The sequence below is a fragment of the Sphingomonas sp. HF-S4 genome, from assembly GCF_032911445.1.
GTDB classification, from domain to species: Bacteria; Pseudomonadota; Alphaproteobacteria; order Sphingomonadales; family Sphingomonadaceae; genus Sphingomonas; species Sphingomonas agrestis.
This window is the reverse complement of sequence record NZ_JAWJEJ010000002.1, coordinates 190,035-210,122: the sequence shown is the minus strand read 5'-3', so window position 1 is coordinate 210,122 and position 20,088 is coordinate 190,035. Positions and strand designations below refer to the sequence as shown.

Annotated in this window: 21 protein-coding genes; 16 read left to right on the top strand and 5 right to left on the bottom strand. The window is 67.0% G+C overall.

The features are described from left to right. Positions 1 to 19: 19 nt before the first annotated feature. Genes RZN05_RS16930 through RZN05_RS16920 form a run of 3 tightly spaced genes read right to left on the bottom strand, consistent with a single transcriptional unit; the run spans position 20 to position 1,996 of the window. Positions 20 to 910 (bottom strand): transposase, encoded by an 891-nt coding sequence (locus RZN05_RS16930; protein WP_317227862.1) that lies wholly within the window; start codon positions 908 to 910, stop codon positions 20 to 22. Beyond that, the gene (locus tag RZN05_RS16925; RefSeq protein ID WP_317227861.1) at positions 898 to 1,830 is read right to left on the bottom strand and encodes a hypothetical protein; all 933 of its coding nucleotides are present in this window, start codon (positions 1,828 to 1,830) and stop codon (positions 898 to 900) included. Before RZN05_RS16925 ends, RZN05_RS16930 begins: the two co-directional genes overlap by 13 nt. A gap of 4 nt (positions 1,831 to 1,834) precedes the next feature. Continuing rightward, positions 1,835 to 1,996: a hypothetical protein gene (locus RZN05_RS16920; RefSeq protein WP_317227860.1), complete on the bottom strand. Its 162-nt coding sequence runs from the start codon at positions 1,994 to 1,996 to the stop codon at positions 1,835 to 1,837. A gap of 129 nt (positions 1,997 to 2,125) precedes the next feature. On the opposite strand from RZN05_RS16920, the gene RZN05_RS16915 reads away from it, so the two are divergent. Both RZN05_RS16915 and RZN05_RS16910 read left to right on the top strand, forming a co-directional pair. Then, positions 2,126 to 2,560 carry a PaaI family thioesterase gene (locus RZN05_RS16915; RefSeq protein WP_317227859.1) on the top strand — a complete coding sequence of 145 codons (435 nt, stop codon included), beginning with the start codon at positions 2,126 to 2,128 and terminating at the stop codon, positions 2,558 to 2,560. Next, positions 2,557 to 2,928: a PaaI family thioesterase gene (locus RZN05_RS16910; RefSeq protein WP_317227858.1), complete on the top strand. Its 372-nt coding sequence runs from the start codon at positions 2,557 to 2,559 to the stop codon at positions 2,926 to 2,928. Before RZN05_RS16915 ends, RZN05_RS16910 begins: the two co-directional genes overlap by 4 nt. A gap of 97 nt (positions 2,929 to 3,025) precedes the next feature. On the opposite strand, the gene RZN05_RS16905 is transcribed toward RZN05_RS16910, so the two are convergent. Both RZN05_RS16905 and RZN05_RS16900 read right to left on the bottom strand, forming a co-directional pair. After that, positions 3,026 to 4,123, bottom strand: coding sequence for a PQQ-dependent sugar dehydrogenase (locus tag RZN05_RS16905; RefSeq protein ID WP_317227857.1), 1,098 nt, complete (start codon positions 4,121 to 4,123; stop codon positions 3,026 to 3,028). 119 nt (positions 4,124 to 4,242) lie between these two features. Further along, a complete protein-coding gene (locus RZN05_RS16900; protein WP_317227856.1) occupies positions 4,243 to 5,373 on the bottom strand; it encodes a PQQ-dependent sugar dehydrogenase in 1,131 nt (376 codons plus the stop codon). A gap of 187 nt (positions 5,374 to 5,560) precedes the next feature. Here RZN05_RS16900 and RZN05_RS16895 point away from each other — a divergent pair, with 187 nt between their 5' ends. The 14 genes from RZN05_RS16895 (at position 5,561) to RZN05_RS16830 (ending at position 20,073) form a co-directional block, all read left to right on the top strand. Then, positions 5,561 to 7,450: a S9 family peptidase gene (locus RZN05_RS16895; protein WP_317227855.1), complete on the top strand. Its 1,890-nt coding sequence runs from the start codon at positions 5,561 to 5,563 to the stop codon at positions 7,448 to 7,450. 127 nt (positions 7,451 to 7,577) lie between these two features. Further along, positions 7,578 to 8,126 carry a ribosome maturation protein RimP gene (rimP, locus tag RZN05_RS16890; protein WP_317227854.1) on the top strand — a complete coding sequence of 183 codons (549 nt, stop codon included), beginning with the start codon at positions 7,578 to 7,580 and terminating at the stop codon, positions 8,124 to 8,126. Further along, positions 8,126 to 9,757, top strand: a complete 1,632-nt coding sequence (gene nusA, locus RZN05_RS16885; RefSeq protein WP_317227853.1) for a transcription termination factor NusA — start codon at positions 8,126 to 8,128, stop codon at positions 9,755 to 9,757. The genes rimP and nusA overlap by 1 nt, the downstream gene beginning before the upstream one ends. Next, complete coding sequence (locus tag RZN05_RS16880) at positions 9,738 to 10,511, top strand: DUF448 domain-containing protein (protein WP_394804833.1); 774 nt, start codon at positions 9,738 to 9,740, stop codon at positions 10,509 to 10,511. The genes nusA and RZN05_RS16880 overlap by 20 nt, the downstream gene beginning before the upstream one ends. Positions 10,512 to 10,519: 8 nt before the next feature. After that, entirely contained in the window at positions 10,520 to 13,237 is a 2,718-nt protein-coding gene (gene infB, locus RZN05_RS16875; protein ID WP_317227852.1) for a translation initiation factor IF-2, read from the top strand. 41 nt (positions 13,238 to 13,278) lie between these two features. Beyond that, positions 13,279 to 13,671: a 30S ribosome-binding factor RbfA gene (gene rbfA / locus RZN05_RS16870; protein WP_317227851.1), complete on the top strand. Its 393-nt coding sequence runs from the start codon at positions 13,279 to 13,281 to the stop codon at positions 13,669 to 13,671. A gap of 21 nt (positions 13,672 to 13,692) precedes the next feature. After that, positions 13,693 to 13,956 (top strand): AbrB/MazE/SpoVT family DNA-binding domain-containing protein, encoded by a 264-nt coding sequence (locus RZN05_RS16865; RefSeq protein WP_317227850.1) that lies wholly within the window; start codon positions 13,693 to 13,695, stop codon positions 13,954 to 13,956. A gap of 17 nt (positions 13,957 to 13,973) precedes the next feature. Beyond that, entirely contained in the window at positions 13,974 to 14,342 is a 369-nt protein-coding gene (locus RZN05_RS16860) for a PIN domain-containing protein (RefSeq protein ID WP_317227849.1), read from the top strand. Beyond that, complete coding sequence (locus RZN05_RS16855) at positions 14,342 to 14,920, top strand: thymidine kinase (protein WP_317227848.1); 579 nt, start codon at positions 14,342 to 14,344, stop codon at positions 14,918 to 14,920. Before RZN05_RS16860 ends, RZN05_RS16855 begins: the two co-directional genes overlap by 1 nt. Continuing rightward, on the top strand, positions 14,920 to 15,828 hold the full coding sequence (gene truB, locus RZN05_RS16850; RefSeq protein WP_317227847.1) for a tRNA pseudouridine(55) synthase TruB: 909 nt from the start codon (positions 14,920 to 14,922) through the stop codon (positions 15,826 to 15,828). The genes RZN05_RS16855 and truB overlap by 1 nt, the downstream gene beginning before the upstream one ends. A gap of 21 nt (positions 15,829 to 15,849) precedes the next feature. Further along, on the top strand, positions 15,850 to 16,119 hold the full coding sequence (gene rpsO / locus RZN05_RS16845; RefSeq protein WP_317227846.1) for a 30S ribosomal protein S15: 270 nt from the start codon (positions 15,850 to 15,852) through the stop codon (positions 16,117 to 16,119). A gap of 198 nt (positions 16,120 to 16,317) precedes the next feature. After that, a complete protein-coding gene (pnp, locus tag RZN05_RS16840) occupies positions 16,318 to 18,678 on the top strand; it encodes a polyribonucleotide nucleotidyltransferase (protein ID WP_317227845.1) in 2,361 nt (786 codons plus the stop codon). A gap of 87 nt (positions 18,679 to 18,765) precedes the next feature. Then, positions 18,766 to 19,563 carry a DUF2971 domain-containing protein gene (locus RZN05_RS16835; protein ID WP_317227844.1) on the top strand — a complete coding sequence of 266 codons (798 nt, stop codon included), beginning with the start codon at positions 18,766 to 18,768 and terminating at the stop codon, positions 19,561 to 19,563. 84 nt (positions 19,564 to 19,647) lie between these two features. Then, a complete protein-coding gene (locus RZN05_RS16830; protein WP_317227843.1) occupies positions 19,648 to 20,073 on the top strand; it encodes a hemerythrin domain-containing protein in 426 nt (141 codons plus the stop codon). The last annotated feature ends 15 nt before the right edge of the window (positions 20,074 to 20,088 follow it).

The following is a 20,088-nucleotide window of genomic DNA, read 5'->3' as shown; positions in this document are numbered from 1 at the left end:
TCGGATTAAAACCTGTCCATTATGGAGTGGTCCGCGCCGTTAGCCGCAACCGTGCATGTTCCGCGACATAGCGACTCGTGGCGTCCGCTGCGCGTTCGAGGGTCGCCATCCGTCCAGGCACCCGCGCCGAAGCGAGCGCATCGATCGCGGTCACGCGCATCCGCTCGCACGGATGCGCCAGCGCAAAGTGCGTCGCTAGATCCGCGCCGTTGGCGATATGCACGGCAAGCGCGAGCAAGGCCTCGGCACCGGTACAGGTCAGGCCCTCGGCGATCACGCCGCGGCGGATGTCGAAGCGATACTGGTCGAGCCAAGGCTGGGCCGGATCGGCGCCGAGGATGTTGAGCGAGACCGAAAAGGCGTCCGGCGGGAGCTGGACGTGGATGTCGCGCCGCATCCGATAGAGCATCAGCCGCCCAGGCTCGAGCCGCGAACGTTCGACGAAGCGCAGCACGGCATCCTCGCCCGGTACCCCGGCCAGCGCGTCGACGTCATAGTCGAAATAGTCGCTCCAATAGCCCGGCCCCAGATAGCCATAGGTGAGGAACGGGAAATTATGGTCGTGCGGCAGGCCGTAATAGAAGGCTTGCGCGCCGCTCGCGCGCACCACCGGATCGTCCGCAGCCGGCCAGAAATTGGCGCGAAGTACATAGCGGCCGTTGGGTGGGCGTAGCAGGAGGACCTGCGCGCCATAGCCGTTGCCGCGATGCTGGGTTTCGCAGCGCCCCTTCAATTCGTCGATCGCAAGCTCGGCGAGGAAATCCGGGTTGCGCCCCAGCCGCGCGAGCATCGGGCCCAGCGCGGCGAAGCTGTCCTCGTCGCGGGCATCGAAGGCGGTCGTGTCGAGCGCCTCGACCAGGTCGTCGAGCCCGATCGCCCCGCCCTCGCCCGGCGCGATCAGCCGGGGCATCGCTGCTCCAGCCGATTCGTCACCACTGAAAGCATGCAGGCGGCGGCGGCGCGGACTTCGCGGTTCGAATCGCGCAACGCCATTTCGGTCAGCCGCGGCAGCGCGCCTGCCGCGTCGAGCGCGAGCCATTCGCGCATCGCCGCCCAACGCAGATGGAAACCCTCCGCGCGGGTCGCTTCTGCAAAGCATGCGCCTGCATCGGCGCGTCCGGCGACCCGCAGGAAGCGCAGCAGCATCGCAGTGCGCGACGGCCGGTCGTCGGCGTCGGCGACGCGCAGCAGCGCGCCGGTCGCGATGTCGTACTCGCGCATTAGCGACGCCGCACCGGTGCGGATCGTCGCGGTCAGCGTCACCACGTCGCTTGCGGCGTCGCAGACCAGTTGCGCCTCGGTTCGTCCATCGGTGCGATGCACTACGCCGTCGCATAGTGGCACAGCGCCCGCCGGCCTGCAGCGCCCCGCGTCCGCCGCCACGAAATCGGGGCCCATCGGCTCGGCCAGCCAGCGCCGCAAGCTTGCGCCGCCGGTGCGGATCGTGCGCGTCACGGCGATCCTTCCGGTAAAGACGATGGTCGCCGGGGGCGGCGCCGGGCGCGTCACGCTCGCCGCGATCGACGCCGCCGGGCAGTCGAACACCACGGCACCGATGCGCATCGAATCGCGATGGAATTTGAGCGCCGGCTCGAACAGCGGATCCGCCGCCAGCGCGACCAGCAGCGGCGCGAGCAACGCCGCGGCCCAGTCGCCATCCTCGAGCAGCCTCTCGGCGCAGTCGGCCGCGCGCCCGGGCGAATCGCCGCAACCGGCGAAGGCTGCGACGCCCGCCGCGAACGCCGCCCCCTCGCGCCAGGCCTGCATCGTCGCCCGGGCGCGCGATCCCGCCGCTATCAGCGCATCGCGCGTCGCCCCGTCGATCTGCACCGGCTCAGCCGCCCGGGGCCAGCTCGTAGATCAGCACCGCGATGCCGACGAGAAGCTCGAAGAGGTCGTCTGCTGCGGCGACCTCGGTGGCGCGGACCGCGCCATGCATCGCCACTTGCGTATCGAGTTCGACGATTTCCGAGGGATCTATCTGTACCAGCTTCATTTGCCGCTCCTCCAGTTCGACCCGGCTTCGAGGCTAGCGTGGGCAGGCACCGACGCACGTTACAATTTCTGTAATGTTGCGCCCCGCGCCGGTTTGCGCGCCACCGGCCGCCGCGCTAGGGCCTCGCCGATGACCGACAGCCCGCGCTTCGATCCCCGGAAATGGTTCGGCGGCCGCTTCGGCGGGCATGGCGGGCGGCTCGGGATGGCCTTCCAGGATTGCGGCGCCGACTGGTCCGAGCTCGCGCTGCCCTATGCCGAGGCGCTGGTCGGCGATCCGGCTTCGGGGGTGATCGCCTCGGGCCCGATCCTCGCGCTGATGGACGTGGCCGCCAGCATCGCGGTGTGGAGCAAGCTCGAGGCGTTCAAGGCGCATGCCACGCTCGACCTGCGGATCGACTATCTCCGCCCGGCGCGTCCCGGCCAGACCGTGATCGGCCGCGCCGAATGCTATCGGATCACGCGCTCGATCGCATTCGTCCGCGGCCAGGCGCATGATGGCGATCCCGACGATCCGATCGCGCATGTCGCGGGCACCTTCATGGCCGTGGAGGGCTATCGATGATCCCCTATGGCGAATTGCTCGGGCTCGAGATCGAGCCGGGTGAGACCGCGCCGACCCTGGTCATGCCGTTCGCTACGGACGTGATCGGGCGACCCGGCTTCCTCCATGGCGGCGCCATCGGCGGGCTGCTCGAAGTCGCGGCGATCGGTGCGCTCAAACAGGCGCTGGAGGCCGAGGGCGGCGGGCGGATCAAGCCGATCAACCTGACCGTCGATTACATGCGCGGCGGCCGCGACAAGGTGACGCGCGCGCGCGGCACCGTCACCCGGCTCGGCAGCCGCGTCGCCAATGTCGAAGCGATCGCCTGGCAGGACGAACCCGACCGCCCGATTGCCGCGGCGCGGATGAACTATCTGATCGTGCGCTGACGACGCAGGCCGCTCCTATTCCGTTCGCGTCGAGGGAAATCGAGACACCGTCCCCAGACCCCGTTTCTCGACTACGTTCGAAACGAACGGGTGCGGGTCAACCCGGCGTCAGCTTGAGCAGCCGGCCGTTCGCCGTGTCCTCGAGCGCCCAGATCGCGCCGTCCGGACCCTGCTCGACTTCGCGGATGCGCTGGCCGAGTGCGATGCGCTGGACCTCGGCGGCGCTGGTCGCGGTGAAGCGCACGCGCACCAGTCCCTGGCTGACCAGCCCGGCGATGATCGCGTCGCCCTGCCAGTCGCGGAACAGCGTGCCCGAATAGAGGATCATGCCGCCCGGGGCGATCACCGGAGTCCACCAGGCCAGCGGCGCGACATAGCCGTCGCCAGGGGTGTGATTGGGGATGTTGCCGCCGCCATAATCCTGGCCGTTCGAGGCGTTGGGCCAGCCATAATTGCCGCCACGCGCGACTAGGTTGAACTCGTCGCCGCCCTCTGGCCCCATCTCGTTCTCCCACAGCCGCCCGGCAGGATCGAAGAACAGCCCATAGGGATTGCGATGGCCGTACGACCAGATCTCGGTCCGCGCGCCGGCGGTGCCGACGAACGGATTGTCGGCGGGGATCGTCCCGTCGGCGTTCAATCGGACGATCTTGCCGAGCGTCTTGCTCAGGTCCTGCGCGGGCGAGCCCTGCTGGCGCTCGCCCGCGGTGACGAACAAATGCCCGGTCGGGCCGAACGCCATGCGCCCGCCGAAATGCCCCGAGCCGCCGACCTTGGGCGCCTGCTGCCAGATCACCACAGTGCCGGTAAGCCGCGCGCCGCCGGTATCCTCGGTGAGCGTCCCACGCGCCACCGCGAGTCCCGCGCCGCCGGTGCCGGGCTCGGCATAGCTCAGATAGACGAGGCGGTTGGTCGCGAAATCGGGGTGCAGCGCGACGTCGAGCAGGCCGCCCTGGCCGCTGGCCGCCACCGCCGGCACTCCGCCCAACGCCGCCGACTTGGCGCCGGCCTGGGTGACGATGCGTAGCGTCCCGCCTTTCTCGGTGACGAGCAGCCTACCGTCGGGAAGGAATACCATCGCCCACGGCGACGCCATCGTCGCCACCGGAGTCGCGGTCACCGAGGCGATCGGCGTCGCGGTGGGCGTCGGCGAAGGGGATAGGCTCGGGCTCGGACTGGGCGTGGGTGTCACCACTGCTCCACCGTCTCCGCCACCGCCGCATCCTGCAAGCGCAAGCAGCGCCGCGCCCGTCAGCCAAGCCACTCCACGCATACGCCTACTCCGTGTTGGAGCAGATCAAGCGCGCCCGCGCTTCATTCGTTCCGAGTCAGCTTGAGCAGCCGGCCCTGCGAGGGGGCGTCGCCATCCTCGAGCAGCCACAATGCGCCGTCCGGGCCCTGCTCGACGTCGCGGATGCGCGCGCCCATCGGCCATTGGTCGCCCTTCGTGGCACTGGTGCCGTTGACGTCGACGCGGACCAGCGACTGGCTCGAGAGCCCGCCGATGAACAGATCGCCCTGCCATTGCGGGAACATCGCCCCCGAATACGCGAGCAGCCCGCCCGGGCTGATCACCGGGTTCCACCAGACCTTGGGCGCCTCGAAGCCGTCGCCCGGCGCATGATCGGGAATGTCGCGGCCGTCATAATGGCTGCCGTTCGAGACCTTGGGATAGCCATAGTTGCGCCCGGGCAGGACGAGATTGACTTCGTCGCCGCCCTTGGGACCCATTTCCTGCTCCCAGAGATTGCCCTTCGCGTCGAATGCGATGCCGAGCAGGTTACGGTGGCCATAGGACCAGACCGCGGGATGGAAGCCCTTCGCGGTCAGCCCGGGATCGCCCGCGGGCTTGCCGTCGGGGGTCAGGCGCAGCACCTTGCCCAGGGTCGCCTTGGGATCCTGCGCAGGATCGAACTTCTGGCGCTCGCCATTGGTGAAGAACAGATACTTGCCGTCTGGCGAGAAGGCGATGCGGCCCGAATAATGACCGTTGCCCGAGACGAACGGCGTCGCGCGGAAGAGCTCGGTGATGCCGGTCAGCGCCCGGGTGCCGAGCACGCCGCGCACCAGCACGACGCCCTTGCCGCCATCGCCGGCCGCCGAATAGCTCAGATAGACATGCTTGCTCGTGGCGAAATCGGGCGCGAGCACGACGTCCATCAGCCCACCTTGTCCGGCCGAATCGACCGGGAAGCTTGCCAAATTCTGCTTCTGCTTGCCGTCGGCCGAGAGGTGAACCAGCGCTCCTGCCTTCTCGGTGACCAGCATCGATCCGTCCGGCAGGAATGCGATCGCCCAGGGCGCGTCGAAATCGGCGACTGGGGTAACCTTGAACGGCAACGCGCCGGCGGGCGCGGCGGCCTGCTCCTGTGCGACGGCGTCGGTCTGGGGATTGCACGCGGCGAGCAGCGCGGCGGCGGGGAGCATCAGGCGGACGAGGCGCATTGGGTCACCTTGTTTCAAGGATTGTTTCGGATGCAACGCTCATCGCGCATTTGCGCTCCACCGTCCATTTATCTCCTTTCGCCGTCGTTGCGGGAGCGCATCGATTTATTGCGTGATTTCACGGTATTGCGCAATTTTCTTGCCGCAATATGCTGGGCGTCGGACAAAAGGCTTGGGGGCAAGTCGAATGATCGGACGATTTCTGCGTGGCGCCGCGCTGGCGTGCGCGCTCATTCAGGGCGGACCGGCGATGGCCGGGACCGACGCGCCGGGTAGCGCCGCGGATTATTTCGCGCCGCCGGCGATCGAGGATGCGGCGCTGTCACCCGACGGGCGCCATGTCGCGGCGCGCGCGCTCGTCAATGGGCGCCCCCGGCTTGCGCTGTTCGATATCGGCGGAAGCGTCTCTGCTCCGCGCGCCGTCGCGCTTCCCGAGGCCGAGCGACTCGAATGGCATCGCTGGCTGGGTGCCGACCGGCTGCTCGTCAGCCTGCTGCGCCAGGGCAAGGCGCCGACCACGCACCTCGTCACGATCGACCTTGCCTCGGGCGCGCTCAGCCAGATCGGCAAGCCGCGCTCGGCCGAATCGAGCGGCGACGTCATCCATGTCGCCCCAGACGGTTCGTTTCTGCTGCTCAGCGCCGACGTACCGGGCAGCACTACCCCGGGGGTCTATCGAATCGACCTCACCACGGGCCGCACCACGCTCGCAGTGACGCCGCAGGACCATGTCTGGGACTGGTACGCCGATTCGGCGGGGGTGATCCGCGCCGGTATGGCGCAGGACGGCAAGCGCTCATGGCTGCTCTATCGCAAGGACGAGCATGCCCGCTTTGCCCGCTCGGCGCGCGGCGCGGGCGACATGCGCTCGGGCATCGAGCGATTCGTCCCCGTGCGAGGCACCGATCGCGGCTATGCGCTCGCCCAGACGCCCGAGGGTCGCCTGGGGCTCTACGCCTATGATTTCGCTGCGGGCAAGCTCGGCACGCTGCTCCACGAAAACCCCCAGGTCGATCTCGAAGGCTTCCAGACCGATGCCGATGGCCGGCTGACCGGAGTCGAATATTCCGCCGAGCGCCCGGTCTCGCGTTGGTTCGATGCAAAGATGGCCGAGCGCCAGGCCGCGATCGATGCTGCGCTGCCGGGCCGCGCCAATCGCATCCTCTCGTCGAGCATAGACGGATCGCGCACCCTGGTGTTCAGCGAATCGGCGGGCGATCCCGGGGCTTTCCACGTCTATGCCGATGGTCGTGCCGCGTTGGTCGCGGCGGTCAGCCCGGCGCGCCTCGGCAAGCCGGAGACCGAGATGAAGGCGGTACGCTACCGCGCCCGTGACGGGCTCGAGATCGGCGGCTTCCTCACGCTCCCTGCCGGACGCGATCCGCGCGGGCTACCGCTGATCGTCATGCCGCATGGCGGCCCCTTCGCGCGCGACAGCTGGGGCTATGATCCCTGGGTCCAGTATCTCGCCGATCGCGGCTATGCCGTGCTCCAGCCCAATTATCGTGGCTCGACCGGATTCGGCCGCGCGTTTCGCGAAAAGGGCGACGGCCAATGGGGCCGCGGCATGCAGGACGATGTCGATGACGGCGTCGACTGGCTCGCCGCGCAGGGGATCGCCGATTCGAAGCGCGTCTGCATCATGGGCGCGTCTTATGGGGGATACGCCGCGATGTGGGCGGCGGCGCAGGCCTCGCCCCGCTATCGCTGCGCCGTGAGCTTTGCCGGCATCTCGGATGTCGATGCGCAGCTTGCCTTCGATCGGAAGACCTTCGAGGAGCACGACTTCCGTGCATGGAAGGCGCGAATCCAGGGCTCGGCCCCATCGCTCGCCGCGCTCTCGCCGATCACGCGGGTAGCCAGGCTGACCATGCCGATCCTGATCGCGCATGGCGCCGCCGACACTACCGTTCCCGCCGATCAGTCCGAGCGGCTCCATTTGGCGCTAAAACGGCTTGGCCGTGCGCACGACTATGTCGTGTACGCGGGGCAGGGGCACACGCTCGAAGGCCCGGCGGACAATGCCGATTTCCTCGATCGTGTGGGTGCGTTTCTAGCGGCGCACAATCCCGCCTAGCACCCCTTGCTTGGCGCGTAGTGAGCGCGTATATCGCACTTGCTTTCTCGACATCGTTACACATGCCGAGGTCGGGGCCCAGCAGGGCTCCGGCGCCGAAGCTGCTTATCTGATTGCCGGAGATCCAATGGCGGACATCGCCGCACTGACCAGCCTGATCGAACCCGAAGCCAAGGCTTTGGGGTTGGCGCTCGTGCGCGTGAAAATGTTCGGCGGCCAGTCGGATCCGACGCTCCAGGTGATGGCCGAGCGACCCGACACGCGCCAGCTGACGATCGAGGATTGCGCCGATCTGTCGCGCCGCATCTCGGACCGGCTCGACGCGCTCGAGGCCGAGGGTCGCGACCCGATCGACCATGCCTATCGGCTCGAAGTCAGCTCGCCCGGCATCGATCGCCCGCTCACGCGTCTCCAGGACTTCGAGGACTGGAAGAGCCACGAGGCACGGCTCAACCTCGTCGAGCCGACCGCGGACGGGCGGAAACAGTTCACCGGGGTACTGCTCGGCATCGAGGGCGAACAGGTCAGCATCGACGTCCAAAAGTACAAGCAGGTCATCGTGCCGTTCGCGCAGATCGCCGACGCCAAGTTGCTGATGACCGACGCACTCATTGCCGCAACCGCCCCGCTTTCCGCCGAGGGCGCCGACGAATTCGAAGCAGAGGAACAAGACTGATGGCCACTGCCATTACCGCCAACCGGGCCGAGCTGATCGCGATCGCCGATTCGGTTGCGAAGGAAAAGCTGATCGACAAGGCCATCGTCATCGAGGCGATGGAGGATGCGATCCAGCGCGCCGCGAAGAACCGCTATGGCAGTGAGAACGACATCCGCGCCAAGCTCGATCCCAACACCGGCGATCTCCGCCTGTGGCGCGTCGTCGAAGTGGTCGAGGCGGTCGACGATTATTTCAAGCAGGTCGACCTCAAGGGCGCGCAGAAGCTCCAGAAGGATGCCAGCATCGGCGACTTCATCGTCGATCCGCTGCCCCCGATCGAGTTCGGCCGCATCCAGGCCCAGGCATCGAAGCAGATCATCTTCCAGAAGGTCCGCGACGCCGAGCGCGAGCGCCAGCACGAGGAATTCAAGGACCGCATGGGTGAGATCATCACCGGCGTGGTCAAGCGCGTCGAGTTCGGCCACGTCGTCGTCGATCTGGGCCGCGCCGAGGGCGTGATCCGCCGCGACCAGCAGATCCCGCGCGAAGTCGTCCGTGTCGGCGATCGCGTCCGCTCGATCATCCTCAACGTCCGCCGCGAGAATCGCGGGCCGCAGATCTTCCTCAGCCGCGCGCATCCGGACTTCATGAAGAAGCTGTTCGCGCAGGAAGTCCCCGAAATCTACGATGGCATCATCGAGATCAAGGCGGCCGCCCGCGACCCGGGATCGCGCGCCAAGATCGGCGTCATCTCGCACGACAGCTCGATCGATCCGGTCGGCGCCTGCGTCGGCATGAAGGGCAGCCGCGTCCAGGCCGTCGTGCAGGAAATGCAGGGCGAGAAGATCGACATCATCCCCTGGTCGCCCGACACCGCGACGTTCGTCGTCAATGCGCTTCAGCCGGCCAATGTCAGCCGCGTGGTGATCGACGAAGAGGATGACCGCATCGAAGTCGTCGTCCCCGACGATCAGCTCAGCCTCGCGATCGGCCGCCGCGGCCAGAACGTTCGCCTCGCCTCGCAGCTCACCGCCAAGGCGATCGACATCCTCACCGAGCAGGATGCCAGCGAGAAGCGCCAGAAGGAGTTCGTCCAGAATTCCGAGATGTTCCAGAACGAGCTCGATGTCGACGAGACGCTCGCCCAGCTGCTCGTCGCCGAGGGCTTCGGGTCGCTCGAAGAGGTCGCTTATGTCGAGCTCTCCGAAATCGCGGACATTGAAGGATTCGACGAAGATCTCGGCGCCGAGCTGCAGAGCCGCGCGCAGGAAGCGCTCGAGCGCCGCGAGGAAGCCAATCGCCAGTTGCGCCGCGAGCTCGGCGTCGAGGACGATCTGGCGACGATGCCGTACATGACGGAAGCGATGCTGGTCACGCTCGGCCGCGCGGGGATCAAGACCCTCGACGACCTCGCCGACCTGGCGACCGACGAACTGGTCCAGAAGAAGCGCCAGGAGCCGCGCCGCCGCGCCGAGAACGCCAAGACGTCCGAGCGCGCCGAGGACAAGGGCGGGATCCTCGCCGAATACGGCCTCAGCGACGAGCAGGGCAACGAGATCATCATGGCCGCCCGCGCACACTGGTTCGCGGACGAAGAAGAGCCGGCGGCTGCCGGTGCGGAGGACGCTGTTGCGGACTCCGAGCAATGATACCGCTGGCGTAACTGCCAAGGCTGACTCCTCTCCTGCCTCAGGGCAGGGGAGCGAGCCGCTGCGTACCTGCATCCTGTCGCGCGAGGAATCCCCGCGCGAGGGGCTGGTCCGACTCGCGCTCTCGCCCGATGGCGAGGTGCTGCCCGATGTGCGCGCCAAGGCGCCGGGCCGCGGCGCCTGGATCGGCGTCGACCGCGCCGCGCTCGACGCCGCACAGGCCAAGGGCAAGCTGCGCGGCGCGTTGTCGCGTGCGTTCAAGACCCAGGATCTGCGTATCCCCGACGATCTCGGCGCGCGGATCGCTGCCCAGCTCGAGCGCAACCTGCTCGATCGCATGGGACTCGAATCCAAGGCGGGTCATGTCACGATCGGCGGCGAGAAGCTCGACAAGGCGGCGCGCTCGGGGAAGCTGCACCTGCTGCTCCACGCCTCGGACGCAGGCCAGGATGGGGCGGGCAAGCTCGCCCAGGCCTGGCGCGTCGGCTCGGATATGGAAGGAAGCGGACGCAAGGGGGTTACATTGCCCTTGCCGCGTACCATATTGTCCTTGGCGCTCGGCCGCGAAAATGTGGTACACGCCGGCATTACCGACGCCAAAGCGGCCAAGCGGGTGAGCGAAGCGCTCGACCGGTGGCTGCACTTTATCGGACCCGACCCCGCTCCCCGCCCTTGCGAAACAGGCCCGCAAGGCGCATCGGCGTTCCCGCCGGACGGGTCGCCGAATATGACGAACTCGACTGAAGGACTTTGAGCACGCGCATGAGCGATACTGAGAACGAAAAGCCGAAACTGGGCATGCGCGCGCCGCTGGGGCTCAAGCGCACGGTCGAGACGGGCAAGGTGAAGCAGAGCTTCAGCCATGGCCGTTCGAACACCGTGGTGGTCGAGGTCAAGCGTCGCCGCGTGCTCGGCCCGCAGGGCGCGCCGCAGGAAGATGCCACGCCGCAGGCCGCGCCCGAGCCCGTCGCCGCTCCCCCCGTGCAGCAGGCGCCCGCGCCGGCGCCGCGGGTCTCGAACGAGACCGCGCAGGAGCGCCAGTCGCGCCTGCTCCGCGAGGCCGACGAGCAGCGCATGCAGGCGCTCGAAGACGCCCGCCGCCGCGAGGAGCGCGCGCGTGCCGAGGCTGCCGAGGCCGAGGTCCGCCGCGTCGAAGAGCGTGCCCGCGCCGAGGCCGAAGCCGCTGCCGCGCCCAAGGTCGAGGAACCCGCACCTGCGCCGGCGCCCGAGAAGGCACCCGAGCCCAAACCTGCGCCAGCACCGGCCGCAGCGCCGGCTCCCACGCCTGCACCTGCACCCGCACCCGCGCCCGTGGCGCGGCCGCAGCCGGTCGCGCTCCAGCTCGACACCAGCCGCCCCGCGCCGCGCCTGTTCACGCCGGTGCAGCGTCCGGAGATCCCCAAGCCGCAGCCCAAGCCCGAGCCGGCGCCCCAGGCGCGTCCAGCAGCGGCTGCGCCCGCGCCGTCCGCGGGCTCGCCCGCGCCGCGTCCCGCGCCCTCGGGTGGCACCGGCCTCGCGCCGCGCCGTCCCGCCGAGCCGCCGCGTCCGCAGCAGCGGGATCGCAAGGCCGACGATCGTCGCCAGTCGGGCAAGCTCACCGTCAACCGTGCGCTCGGCGACAATGACGGCGCCCGTGCTCGCTCGCTCGCCGCGCTCAAGCGCGCCCGCGAAAAGGAGCATCGCCGCTCCTATGGCGGCGGCTCGCGCGAGCCGCAGGCCAAGCAGGTCCGCGACGTCGTGGTGCCGGAGGCGATCACCGTCCAGGAACTCGCCAACCGCATGGCCGAGAAGGGGGCCGATCTCGTCAAGACGCTGTTCAAGATGGGCTCGCCCGTCACGATGACACAGACGATCGACCAGGACACCGCCGAGCTGCTGGTCACCGAATTCGGCCACAACATCGTCCGCGTCTCCGACGCCGATATCGACCTCGCGACCGACACCGTCGAGGATGCCGAGGATACGCTCCAGCCGCGTGCCCCCGTCGTCACGATCATGGGTCACGTCGATCACGGCAAGACCTCGCTGCTCGACGCGCTGCGCGGTACCGACGTGGTCAAGGGCGAGGCTGGCGGCATCACCCAGCATATCGGCGCCTATCAGGTTACGCTGAAGGACAAGTCGAAGGTCACCTTCCTCGACACGCCGGGCCACGAAGCGTTCAGCGAAATGCGCGCGCGCGGCGCCAACGTCACCGACATCGTCGTGCTGGTGGTGGCCGCGAACGACGGGCTGATGCCGCAGACGATCGAGGCGATCAATCACACCAAGGCGGCCGGCGTGCCGATGATCGTGGCGATCAACAAGGTCGACCTCGACAGCGCCAACCCGCAGCGCGTGCGCGAGCGTCTGCTCGAGCACGAAGTGATGGTCGAGGAAATGGGCGGCGAGGTCCAGGACGTCGAAGTCTCGGCGCTCAAGAAGACCGGGCTCGACCAGCTCATCGAGAAGATCCAGCTCCAGGCCGAGTTGCTCGAGCTGCGCGCCAACCCGAACCGCGAGGCCGAAGGCACCGTGATCGAGGCCAAGCTCGACAAGGGCCGTGGTCCGGTCGCGACGATCCTCGTCAATCGCGGCACGCTCAAGGTCGGCGACGTTTTCGTCGTCGGCGCCGAGAGCGGCAAGATCCGCGCCTTGGTCGACGACAAGGGCCGCCAGCTCAAGGAAGCTGGGCCGGCGATGCCGGTCGAGATCCTCGGTCTGTCGGGCGTGCCGATGGCGGGCGATCCGCTCCAGGTCGTCGAGAACGAAGCGCGCGCCCGCGAAGTCGCGGAATATCGCGCCGGCGTGATCCAGACCAAGCGGACCACCAACGCGCCTGCCAGCCTCGAGAGCATGTTCTCGGCACTCAAGGATAAGCAGGCGCAGGAATATCCGCTGGTCGTCAAGGCGGATACTCAGGGCACCGTCGAGGCGATCGTCGCGGCGATCAACAAGATCTCGACCGATCTGATCCGCGCGCGCGTGCTGCATTCGGGCGTCGGTGGCATCACCGAGAGCGATGTGACGCTCGCGGGGGCCTCGGGCGCGCCGATCATCGGCTTCAACGTCCGCCCGAACGCCAAGGCGCGCGAGATCGCCGATCGCAATAAGGTCGCGTTCAAATATTACGACGTGATCTACGAGCTCACCGACGAGATCCGCGCCGGCATGGCGGGGCAGCTCGGTCCGGAAGCGTTCGAAACGGTCGTCGGCCGCGCCGAGATCAAGGAAGTGTTCAGCGCGGGCAAGCACGGCAAGGCGGCGGGTCTGCTCGTCACCGAAGGGGTCATCCGCAAGGCGCTCAAGGCACGCATCACCCGGGACGATGTCATCATCTACCAGGGCGAGATCGCGTCGCTGCGGCGCTTCAAGGACGACGTGGCGGAAGTCCGCGCGGGCCTGGAGTGCGGTGTCACGTTCAGCCAGAACTTCACCGACATCAAGTCCGGCGACTATCTCGAAACCTTCGAAGTCGAGATGCGCGAACGCACGCTGTAAGGAACTAGCCCTCTCCTCTCCGGGGGAGAGGGCACATCGCTATGAAGCACGCCGAAACCACCGAGAACCGCTCCGTCCGCCTGCTCAAGGTGGGCGAGCAGGTGCGCCATGTGCTGAGCGAGATCCTCCAGCGCGGCGACGTGCATGACGAGGTGCTGGCCAGCCACATGGTGTCGATCACCGAAGTCCGCATGTCGCCCGATCTGCGACACGCCACGGTGTTCGTGAAGCCGCTGCTTGGCAAGGACGAGGAAGCGGTGCTCAAGGCGCTGCGCACCAACACCGCCTATCTCCAGCGTGAAGTGGCTCATCGCGTGAAGATGAAATACGCCGCCAAGCTCAAGTTCCTCGCCGACGAGAGCTTCGACGAGGGCAGCCATATCGACCAGCTGCTCCGCGATCCCAAAGTGGCGCAGGATCTTGACGGGGAGTAGAGTAAGACGCATCTTACTCCGATGAACGCGCACACCAGAATGTCGGACAAGGGGCAGGTCGTCGTTCCCAAATCCGTCCGGGATCGGCTTGGCTGGACGGCGGGCGCCGACCTGGAAGTGATCGAAACTACGAGCGGCATTTACCTTACGCGCCGGCAGACCCGGCAGGCGATGTTGACGGTTGATCAGGCTGTCGAGAAGCTTAGGACCATATATCGGCACTCTGGGCCGCCGATCGCCGTTCAGGACCTCAACTGGTCGCCTGACGTGCCGGACGAGCTGTGAGGTCAGTCGATACGAATGTGCTGGCACGGTTCGTCCTCGCCGATGATCTCGCGCAACATGATGTCGCGCGATCGATCCTCTTGGAGCCGGTTTGGGTAACCCCGACCGTGTGGCTCGAACTTGGCTGGCTGCTCGGCAAGAAGCTGAAGCTGCGTCGCGATGCCGTTGCCGATGCGATTACCATCCTGCTGTCGATCGAAACCGTGCAGACGCTGGTTCCCGACCGCCTGCGCTGGGCAGTGGAGCAATACCGGTCGGGCGCCGACTGGGGAGACACGATGCATTTGGTCATGTCCGAAGATGCGGCTGACCGGTTTGCCACCTTCGACAAAGGGGTGGCCAAGATTGGCAATGTGACGCGTTTATCGATCGAGACTCTCGCCTGATGGCTAAGCTCTATTTCTACTACGCCTCGATGAATGCCGGCAAATCGACCACGCTGCTGCAGGCCGATTTCAACTATCGCGAGCGCGGGATGCGGACGCTGCTGTTCACAGCAGGGGTGCATGATCGCGGCGGCAAGGGCGTGATCGATTCGCGGCTCGGGATCAGCGCCACGGCGATACCGTTCGATGCCGATACCGATCTCCAGCAGATCGCGCAGGACGCGCATTTCGAAGCGCCGCTCGCCTGTGTGCTGGTCGACGAGGCGCAGTTCCTCTCGGCCAAGCAGGTCCGCCAACTCGCCGCTTTGTGCGACGAGGACGACATCCCCGTGCTCGCCTACGGGCTGCGCACCGATTTCCAGGGCAAGCTGTTCCCCGGCTCGTCCGAACTGCTCGCGCTCGCCGACTCGCTCGTCGAGATCAAGTCGGTCTGCGAATGCGGGCGCAAGGCGACGATGAACCTCCGGGTCGACGAATCGGGCGCGGCGATCCGCGAGGGGGCGCAAAAGGAGATCGGCGGAAACGAACGCTATGTCGCGCTGTGCCGCCGCCATTTCATGCAGCGCGTATGCGGTTGATGCACGGCTGGATCATCCTCGACAAGCCGCTCGGGCTCGGCTCGACCCAGGGCGTGAGCGCGGTCAAGCGCGCGCTGCGCGACGGCGGGTACGGCCCAAAGAAAAAGGACATGCCCAAGGTCGGGCATGGTGGCACGCTGGATCCGCTTGCGACCGGGGTGCTGCCGATCGCGCTCGGCGAAGCGACCAAGCTTGCGGGGCGGATGCTCGACAGCGACAAGGTCTATGACTTCACGTGTCGGTTCGGGGTGCAGACCGACACGCTCGACCTCGAGGGCAAGCCGATCGCCGAATCCGATGTTCGCCCGGCGCTGGACGCAGTCGAGGCGGTGCTGCCACGCTTCACCGGGCCGATTGCGCAGGTGCCCCCGGCTTATTCTGCGCTCAAGGTCGACGGAGAACGCGCCTATGATCTGGCGCGGGCGGGGGAAGAGGTCGTCCTGCCGAGCCGCGACGTGACGATCCACGCGCTGACTCTGACTTCGCCTGCGGCCGGGGACGCACTGGAGGAGGTCACGCTTACTGCCCACGTCTCCAAGGGCACCTATATCCGCAGCCTCGCACGCGATATCGCGCTGGCGCTCGGCACCGTCGGCCACGTCACCATGCTCCGCCGCACCAAGGCCGGCCCGTTCACGCTCGATTCCGCGATTTCGCTGGACAAACTGGCCGATGCCGCTAAGCACCGCGCCCTTGAACAATGCCTCCTGCCATTGAGGGCGGGGCTGGACGACATCCCGGCTCTACTCCTCACCCCCGACCAGGCAGGGCTGCTCCGACAGGGGCAGGTTCTGGCCGGGATCGCCGCCGATGATGGCCAATATTTCGCGCTGCTGGGGGAAATTCCGGTCGCGCTGGTGGAGGCTCAATCCGGACTCGTCCGGGTCGTCCGCGGCTTCAACCTGTAAGCAGATGTCGTAGGAAAACGCATGTCGATCACGCAGGAGCGCAAGGACGCGCTCGTCAAGGAACATGGCCGCGAGAGCGGCGACACCGGCAGCCCCGAAGTCCAGGTTGCGATCCTCACCGAGCGGATCACCAACCTGACCGAGCACTTCAAGACCCACGCGAAGGACAATCACTCGCGCCGCGGTCTGCTGCTGATGGTCAACAAGCGCCGCAGCCTTCTCGACTATCTTCGCAAGAAGGACGAGGGCCGCTACACCAGCCTCATCGCGAAGCTCGGGCTTCGCAAGTAACCGGAAGGGCGCCCTCGCGGCGCCCTTTTGTCATCCCGGCGTAACCGCCGGGCTCCAGCATCACCGAAGCGCAAGGCGCTTCCCCAGCCGCTGGACTGGACAGGATCGGAGACCGGCAATCCGGCCGATCTCCGCGGACCAACCCGGTCCGACTCATAGGCCCCCGCCGCATCGGGCAGCGGGAGTGAAGGAAAACCAATGTTCGACAAGAAGACTGTATCGATCGAGTGGGGCGGCAAGACGCTGACTCTCGAAACGGGCAAGGTTGCCCGCCAGGCCGACGGCGCGGTGATCGCGACGCTCGGCGAGACCGTGGTGCTCTGCGCAGTGACCGCGGCCAAGAGCGTGAAGGAAGGCCAGGACTTCTTCCCGCTGACGGTTCACTATCAGGAGAAGTTCTCGGCCGCGGGCCGCATCCCCGGCGGCTTCTTCAAGCGCGAGCGCGGCGCGACCGAGAAGGAGACCCTGGTCTCGCGTCTCATCGACCGCCCGATCCGCCCGCTGTTCCCGGAAGGGTTCTACAACGAGATCAACGCGATCGCCCAGGTTCTCAGCTATGACGGCGAGAACGAGCCCGACATCCTCGCGATGGTCGCGGCATCGGCTGCGCTGACCATCTCGGGCGTGCCGTTCATGGGCCCGATCGGCGCCGCGCGCGTCGGCTATGTCGATGGCGAGTACATCCTCAACCCGACCGACGAGCAGGTTGCGCAGGGCGAGCTCGACCTCGTCGTCGCCGCCACCTACGACGCGGTGATGATGGTCGAGTCCGAAGCCAAGGAGCTTTCGGAAGAGATCATGCTCGGCGCCGTGCTGTTCGCGCACGACGCATGCCGTGAGATCGTCAAGGCGATCGTCAAGCTCGCCGAGCAGGCCGCCAAGGATCCGTGGGAGCTCGCCCCGGTCGACGACAAGGCCGCGACGCTCAAGAAGCTCGACAAGGCGATCGGCAAGGACATCGCCGCCGCCTACAAGCTCACCGACAAGCAGCAGCGCCAGAACGCGCTCAACGAGGCTCGCACCAAGGCGCGCGACGCGTTCGCCGACCTCAAGGAAAGCGATCCGGCGCAGTATCTCGGCACGCTCAAGCTGGTGAAGAAGCTCGAGGCGAACATCGTCCGCCAGGCCATCCTCAAGGACGGCAAGCGCATCGACGGCCGCACCACCACCCAGATCCGTCCGATCGAAGCGGAAACCCACTTCCTGCCGCGCGCGCACGGCTCGGCGCTGTTCACGCGTGGCGAGACCCAGACGATCGCCACCGCGACGCTGGGCACCCGCGACGCGGAGCAGATGATCGACGGTCTCGGCGGTCTCTCGTACCAGCACTTCATGCTGCACTATAACTTCCCGCCGTACTCGGTCGGTGAAGTCGGCCGCTTCGGCGCGCCTGGCCGTCGCGAAGTCGGTCACGGCAAGCTGGCATGGCGCGCGCTGCACCCGGTGCTGCCGACCAAGGAAGAGTTCCCCTACACGATCCGCCTGACCAGCGACATTACCGAGTCGAACGGCTCGTCGTCGATGGCGTCGGTGTGCGGCGGGTCGCTCGCGATGATGGACGCCGGCGTGCCGATCAAGCGCCCGGTCTCGGGCATCGCGATGGGCCTGATCCTCGAGGGCAAGGATTTCGCGATCCTGTCGGACATCCTGGGTGACGAAGATCACCTCGGCGACATGGACTTCAAGGTGGCGGGCACGTCCGAAGGCATCACGACGATGCAGATGGACATCAAGATCGCCGGCATCACCAAGGAGATCTTCGAAGCCGCGCTCCATCAGGCCAAGGAAGGCCGCGCGCACATCCTGGGCGAGATGAACAAGGCGCTGGGCGAAGCCCGCACTGAGCTCTCGGCACATGCGCCGCGCATCGAGACCTTCACGATCGACAAGTCGAAGATCCGCGAAGTGATCGGCACCGGCGGCAAGGTGATCCGCGAGATCGTCGCCACCACCGGCGCCAAGGTCGACATCGACGACGAGGGCGTGATCAAGGTGTCGTCGTCCGACACGTCGCAGATCGAAGCCGCGATCAAGTGGATCAAGGGCCTGGTCGAAGAGGCCGAGGTCGGCAAGATCTACAACGGCAAGGTCGTCAACCTCGTCGATTTCGGTGCGTTCGTGAACTTCATGGGCGGCAAGGACGGCCTCGTCCACGTCTCGGAGATCAAGAACGAGCGCGTCGAGAAGGTCTCGGACGCCCTGAGCGAAGGCCAGGAAGTCAAGGTCAAGGTCCTCGAGATCGACCAGCGCGGCAAGGTCCGCCTGTCGATGCGCGTCGTCGACCAGGAGACCGGCGAAGAGCTGGAGGACACGCGTCCGGCACGCGAGCCCCGCGAAGGCGGCGATCGTGGCCCGCGCGGTGACCGCGGCGATCGCGGTGACCGTCAGCGCGGCGGTGGCCGTGGTGGTGACCGCGACCGCGGTCCGCGTCGCGAAGGCGGCGGCGACCGTGGTCCTCGCGGCGACCGTGGTGACCGCGGCCCGCGTCGCGAAGGCGGCGAGGACAAGGGCGGTGACGATATCGGCCTTCCCGCCTTCCTCACCGGCGACAAGGATTGATCCAGCGATAGCTCGGATCGAATGCGGAGGGGCTCGCGGCGACGCGGGCCCCTTCTTTCGTTGAGGCTTCGCGCACAAGCTCCCGCAATGTCCGAGACGACTCCTCCGAAGCTTCCCGGGTGGCTCAGCCATTACACCGACCTGCCCGGGCTGATCGGGATCGTCGACCAGGGCGTGATCCGCGCGTCGAACGTCGCCTATCTCAACGATCGCGAGGAACTGCTCCACGGGGTCCGCTGCGCCCGAAAGGCGCTCGATCGTATCGTCGGTAGTTCCCGGCTCGCCGGCTGGGCCGAGCCTATCGAGACCGTCGTCGCACAGATCGAATCGGGGCGGATGCCTGACACCTATGCCGCCTGCTTCTGCGAGAAGGCGGATTTGCTAAGCCAGTGGCGCGGCTATGGAGGCGGCGAGCAGGGGGTCGCGATCCAGTTCAGCCGCGCTGGGCTCGAAGAACTAGCCGGCGCGAAGGGGCGTTATCTCGCGCCGGTCGAATATGGCGTGGTCACTGCCCGGAGCCGGATCAACGCCGAACTCAAGGTGCGGCTCGCCGAGCTCTCGGACGAGGCGCCGGAAGGCGAGGTCTATCACTTGCTCAGCGCGCTCATCCCGCGATTCAAACATATCGGGTTCAAGGGTGAACTCGAATGGCGACTCGTCGCGCAGCACGAGACGCTGCACGAGGCCGTGAAATTCCGCGCTCGGCGCAACGTCATCCTGCCGTATCTCGAGATCGGGGGGCAGGACGGGCGGCTGCCGATCAGGGCAGTCAAGATCGGACCCGGACCCGATGTCGAACTCACCCGCAAGAGCGTGAAGCAATATCTCGAACGCAAGGGCTACGAGGTGCGGATCGATATCTCCAATGTGCCCTTCCGGACCTGACACCGTTTCGCCGCAAGCCACTGCAATTGTACGGAGAAGGCGCGCCCTTCGCGGAACGTTATGCGCCGGGCCGGGGGTTTCATCATGTCCAAGCCGAATGCCGCCGATCTGTTGCGCGATCACGCCGCGATCGAATCCTTATCGGCGCGCCTTGCCGCGCTGATCGACCGCGATGCCGGCGCAAGCGAACTGGCGATGACGCTCGATCATCTCGTCGAGACGGTCGCTGATCACCTGTCGATCGAAGATTCGATGATCTATACGCTGGCGCTGCAGGCGCGTTCGGGCAGCGATGCCGCTGGCATCGAGCGGATGCGCACCACGTTCGAGCAGCTCAAGGCCGATTGGGGCGCCTATCTCACGCTGTGGAGCCCCGAGGCGATCGCCGCGAACCACGCCGAGTTCGTCTGCGCAACGCGCGCGATGCTGCCGCGGCTGCGCGCCCGGGTCGGCCTGGAAAACGAGCTGCTTTTCCACGCCACGCTGGGCGAGAGCCGGAAGGCGGGTTGAGGGGAAAGTGGGGAG